This window comes from Arthrobacter sp. Hiyo1 (assembly GCF_001263615.2).
Classification (GTDB): domain Bacteria; phylum Actinomycetota; class Actinomycetes; order Actinomycetales; family Micrococcaceae; genus Arthrobacter.
The window spans coordinates 147,587-153,001 of record NZ_DF952471.1 but is presented as its reverse complement, the minus strand read 5'-3'; the positions used below and the strand labels follow the sequence as shown (position 1 = coordinate 153,001).

5 protein-coding genes and 1 pseudogene are annotated in these 5,415 nt (G+C 66.3%); all 6 read left to right on the top strand.

Features of this window, described 5'->3' with window-relative positions; translation table 11 throughout:
• Positions 1–463: 463 nt before the first annotated feature.
• Positions 464–853, top strand: a pseudogene (locus tag AHiyo1_RS28255) (fumarylacetoacetate hydrolase family protein); the annotation flags it as partial.
• Positions 846–1,520, top strand: a complete 675-nt coding sequence (locus AHiyo1_RS12260; protein ID WP_059388753.1) for a GntR family transcriptional regulator — start codon at positions 846–848, stop codon at positions 1,518–1,520. The pseudogene AHiyo1_RS28255 and the gene AHiyo1_RS12260, both read left to right, overlap by 8 nt.
• A gap of 55 nt (positions 1,521–1,575) precedes the next feature.
• Positions 1,576–3,087, top strand: a complete 1,512-nt coding sequence (gene hpaE, locus AHiyo1_RS12255) for a 5-carboxymethyl-2-hydroxymuconate semialdehyde dehydrogenase (RefSeq protein WP_059388752.1) — start codon at positions 1,576–1,578, stop codon at positions 3,085–3,087.
• 147 nt (positions 3,088–3,234) lie between these two features.
• Positions 3,235–4,323 carry a 3,4-dihydroxyphenylacetate 2,3-dioxygenase gene (gene hpaD, locus AHiyo1_RS12250; RefSeq protein WP_059388751.1) on the top strand — a complete coding sequence of 363 codons (1,089 nt, stop codon included), beginning with the start codon at positions 3,235–3,237 and terminating at the stop codon, positions 4,321–4,323.
• A gap of 53 nt (positions 4,324–4,376) precedes the next feature.
• Positions 4,377–5,162 (top strand): 2-oxo-hept-4-ene-1,7-dioate hydratase, encoded by a 786-nt coding sequence (gene hpaH, locus AHiyo1_RS12245; protein WP_059388754.1) that lies wholly within the window; start codon positions 4,377–4,379, stop codon positions 5,160–5,162.
• Positions 5,147–5,415 (top strand): aldolase/citrate lyase family protein (locus AHiyo1_RS12240; RefSeq protein WP_275937060.1); only part of this gene is annotated, 269 nt, incomplete at its 3' end. The genes hpaH and AHiyo1_RS12240, both read left to right, overlap by 16 nt.

Genomic DNA, 5,415 nt, shown 5'->3' with positions numbered 1-5,415 from the left:
GGGCGGCGGGCTCAGCAGCGGCCGCCTGGCCACCACCGTGACGGAAGGTACGACGGCGTTCGCGGACTTCGGTGCCCGGCCCAAATCCGACGACACGCAGCGGAGGAAGCATACGGTTCTCGGGAAGCAGCGGGGCTTCCCGCCGTCGTGCCTGTCCTGACCCCCGAGCTGAAGAAGAAGCTCGAAAGCGTGGCGACCGCGACGTTGTCCAGCCAGTTGCGCAAGCGCGGGCTGAACAACGTGAGCATCGACGGCCTGCAGGCCACCCGCCCGGACCGCCGCGTCGTCGGGCTCGCCCGGACGCTGCGCTATGTCCCCAACCGTGAGGACCTCTTCACGACCCACGGCGGAGGGTTCAACGCCCAAAAACGGGCGATCGACTCCGTGAACGAAGGCGAGATCCTGGTCATGGAGGCCCGGGGAGAAAAGGGCACAGGACCGTGGGAGACATCCTGGCGCTGCGTGCCAGATGCGCGGCGCCGCCGCGATCATCACCGACGGCGGCGTGCGCGACTACTCGGCGGTGGCAGGACTGGACATGCCCACCTACTTCGCCAACCCGCACCCCGCCGTGCTGGGCCGGCGCCACATCCCGTGGGACACGGACATCACCATCGCCTGCGGCGGGGCCACGGTCCAGCCCGGGGACATCATCGTGGCCGACTCGGACGGGATCCTGGTGATCCCGCCGGCCATCGCGGAGGAGCTGGTGGATGAGTGCATCGAGCAGGAGAAGGAAGAGGCCTTCATCTTCGAGATGGTCAAGCAGGGCAACAGCGTGGACGGTTTGTACCCGATGAACGCCCAGTGGCGTGCCCGTTACCAGGAGTGGGAAGGAGCCCAAGGTGACTGAAACCGCCGTCGGGAGCAAGTCCGAGCAGGCCTATGCCGCCGTGAAGGCGCGCATCGTGGAGGGCACCTACACGCCGGGATACCGGCTGGTGCTGGCCAAGATCGCCGAGGACCTCGGCGTGAGCGTGGTTCCGGTCCGGGAGGCGATCCGCCGCCTGGAGGCCGAGGGGCTCGTGACGTTCGAGCGCAACGTCGGCGCCACGGTCTCCGGGATCGATCCGACGGAGTACCTGTACACGATGCAGACCCTGAGCATCATCGAAGGCGCCGCGACGGCGATGTCCGCACCCCTGATCGATTCCGTGGCCATTGCCCGGGCCCGTGCGGTGAACTCCGAGATGCGTGACTGCCTGGAGCATTTCGATCCGGTCCGCTTCACGGCGCTGAACCAGGATTTCCACAGCGTGCTCTTTGAACACTGCCCCAATCCGCACATCCTGGACCTCGTGCACCGGGGTTGGAACCGGCTGGCCTCGATCCGGGCCTCGACATTCCGCTTCGTCCCTGGCCGTGCGCAGGAATCCGTCAAAGAGCACGAGGCGCTGCTTCAGCTCATCGAAAGCAACGCCGACGCCGACAGCATCGAACAAGCCGCCCGCCGCCACCGCAGCGCCACCCTCGACGCATACCTCGCACAGACCAACGCGGGGTCACTTAGCGCCCATTAAGCGCCCCGACATGGGCCGTAAGTGACCCCGCGTTCCAATAGCAAAGGAGAAAACAATGACGTTCACTGCACCAGAAACCACCCATTACGTCCCGAAGGACCTTCCCACCCACATCCAGCACTTCATCAACGGCGAATTCGTTGGCTCGGTCAGCGGGAAGACCTTCGACGTCCTGGACCCGGTCTCCAACACCAACTACGCCACCGCCGCGGCCGGGCAGAAGGAAGACATCGACCTCGCCGTTGCCGCGGCCCGCGAAGCCTTCGTGAACGGCCCGTGGCCGAAGATGAAGCCGCGCGAGCGTGCCCGCGTCCTGAACAGGATCGCCGACGCCGTTGAAGCCCAGGAGGAGCGCCTCGCCGAACTGGAGACCTTCGACACTGGCCTGCCGATCACCCAGGCCAAGGGCCAGGCGTTGCGTGCGGCGGAGAACTTCCGCTTCTTCGCGGACCTGATCGTGGCCCAGTTCGACGACGCCATGAAGGTCCCGGGCTCCCAGATCAACTACGTGAACCGCAAGCCGATCGGCGTCGCGGGCCTGATCACGCCGTGGAACACCCCGTTCATGCTCGAGTCCTGGAAACTCGCCCCCGCCCTGGCCACCGGCAACACCGTGGTCCTGAAGCCGGCCGAGTTCACCCCGCTCTCGGCCTCGCTCTGGGCGCAGATCTTCAAGGACGCAGGCCTGCCCGACGGCGTGTTCAACCTCGTCAACGGCCTCGGCGAGGAAGCCGGTGACGCCCTCGTCAAGCACCCGGACGTGCCGCTGATTTCCTTCACGGGCGAGACCACAACGGGCCAGACGATCTTCCGCAACGCCGCCGCCAACCTCAAGGGCCTGTCCATGGAGCTGGGCGGGAAGTCCCCGTGCGTCGTGTTCGCCGACGCCGACCTGGACGCCGCGATCGATTCGGCACTATTCGGGGTCTTCTCCCTCAACGGAGAACGCTGCACCGCCGGTTCGCGGATCCTCGTCGAACGCGCGATCTATGACGAGTTCTGCGAGAAGTACGCCGCCCGCGCGAAGAATATCGTCGTCGGCGACCCGCACGACCCCAAGACCCAGGTCGGCGCCCTCGTCCACCCCGAGCACTACGAAAAGGTCGCCTCGTACGTGGAGATCGGAAAGTCCGAGGGCCGGCTGCTGGCCGGCGGGGGACGCCCGGAAGACTTGCCCGCAGGCAACTACATCGCCCCGACGGTGTTCGCCGACGTCGCGCCCGACGCCCGGATCTTCCAGGAGGAGATTTTTGGCCCGGTTGTCGCGATCACCCCGTTCGAGAACGACGACGAAGCCCTCGCCCTGGCGAACAACACCAAATACGGCCTGGCGGCCTACATCTGGACCCAGAACCTGACCCGCGCGCACAACTTCGCGCAGAACGTCGAGGCTGGCATGGTGTGGCTAAACAGCCACAACGTCCGGGACCTGCGCACCCCCTTTGGCGGGGTCAAGGCCTCGGGCCTGGGCCACGAAGGCGGCTACCGCTCCATCGATTTCTACACCGACCAGCAAGCCGTGCACATCACCCTCGGCGCTGTGCACACCCCGAAGTTCGGCGCCTGACCCCGCCCAGCCCAACTGCCTCGCACTTGTTGTCGTTATGGGGCTCCAAAACGACACTTACTGCGAGTCAGTTGGGCGGCACCCGGCACCAAAGGCGAGCATCCCGCCGTCGAACACCACAGACCCTTTCGAAGAAGAGAGAACCCCATGACCAACTTCGTCCCAACCCCCACCGTCCCGGCGCCGGATATCGTCCGCTGCGCCTACCTTGAACTCGTGGTCACGGACCCCGCCAAGTCCCGCGAGTTCTACGTGGACCTGCTCGGCCTGCACGTCACCGAGGAAGACGAGAACACCATCTACCTGCGTTCCTTCGAGGAGTTCATCCACCACAACCTGGTCCTGCGCAAGGGACCCGTCGCCGCCGCGGCAGCGTTCGCGTACCGGGTGAAATCCCCTGCCGAAGTCGACGCCGCCGAGGCCTACTATCGCGAGCTCGGCTGCCGGGTGGAGCGCCGCAAGGACGGCTTCACCAAGGGCGTCGGCGACTCCGTCCGCGTCGAGGACCCTTTGGGCTTCCCGTACGAATTCTTCTACGAGGTGGAGCACGTCGAACGGCTCACCCAGCGCTATGACCTCTACTCCGCCGGTGAGCTGGTCCGCCTGGACCACTTCAACCAGGTCACCCCGGACGTTCCCCGCGGCCGGGCCTACCTGGAGGACCTGGGCTTCCGCGTGTCCGAGGACATCAAGGATTCCGACGGCGTCACGTACGCCGCGTGGATGCACCGCAAGCAGACCGTGCACGACACCGCCCTGACCGGGGGCAACGGCCCGCGCCTGCACCACATCGCCTTCTCCACGCACGAGAAGCACAACATCATCCAGATCTGCGACAAGATGGGCGCCCTGCGCATCAGCGACCGGATCGAACGCGGCCCGGGCCGGCACGGCGTGTCCAACGCGTTCTACCTGTACATCCTGGACCCGGACGGGCACCGCATCGAGATCTACACCCAGGACTACTACACCGGTGACCCGGACAACCCCACGGTCACCTGGGACGTCCACGACAACCAGCGCCGCGACTGGTGGGGCAACCCCGTGGTCCCGTCCTGGTACACCGAGGCCTCCCTCGTCCTGGACCTGGACGGCAACCCGCAGCCGGTCGTCGTCCGCGAGGAAAAGAGCGAAATGGCGGTCACCGTGGGTGCCGACGGCTTCTCGTACACGCGCCAGCCCGAGGACGGCCCCGCGGGGGAAAGGAAGGGCTTCAAGGTCGGCTCGCAGCTCTAGGCCGGCGGCCCTCAACGTATGCTGACCGCAGGATGGCCGAACGGAGTGTGGAGATGCTTGACCCGAAGACGATAGAAACCATTGCCGACGAACTAGTAGAAGCAGGCCGGAGCCGGACCCCGGTTCCGCGCCTGACTGCCCGCTACCCGGAGATGACGGTGGAGGATTCCTACGCCGTGCAGCAGTTATGGCGGCGCCGGAACGAGGACGCCGGCCGGAAGCTGGTGGGCCGCAAGATCGGGCTGACGTCCAAGGCCATGCAGGCCGCCACCGGAATCACCGAACCGGACTACGGCGCGATTTTCGATGACATGGTCCTGGACACCGGTTGCTCCGTGCCGTGGGACCAGTACACCCACCCCCGGGTCGAGGTGGAATTGGCGTTCGTGCTCAAGAAGGACCTCTCCGGGCCCGGCTGCGGCATCTTCGACGTCCTGAACGCCACCGACTACGTGGTTCCGGCCCTTGAGATCCTGGATTCCAGGATCGAGATGGAGGGCCGGACCATCGTGGACACCATCTCGGACAACGCGGCCATGGGTGCCATGGTGGTCGGCGGACGCCCGGTCCGCCCGGACGCCGTCGACCTCCGCTGGGTATCGGCGATCCTGTACAAAAACCAGGTGGTGGAGGAAACCGGCGTCGCCGCCGGCGTCCTGGACCACCCCGCCAACGGCGTGCACTGGCTCGTTAACAAGATCGCCCCGCACGGTGACGGGCTGAAGGCCGGGGAGATCATCCTCGCCGGCTCCTTCACCCGCCCGCTCTGGGTATACAAAGGCGATACCGTCCACGCCGACTACGGTCCCTTGGGAGTTGTCACATGCCGGTTCGAGTAGAACCAGACCGCACGTTCCGTCAAGCCCTGGCCGCCGCGGACAGGCCACTCGCCGGCATGTGGGTGTGTTCCGGCAGCCCGCTCATCGCCGAACTATGCGCCGGGGCCGGGCTGGACTGGCTCCTGATCGACGCCGAACACAGCCCCAACGGCCTCGAATCCATCCTCGCCCAGCTCCAGGCCGTCCGCGGCTACCCCGTCCAAGCCGTGGTCCGCCCGCCGATCAACGACACCGTGCTCCTCAAGCAATACCT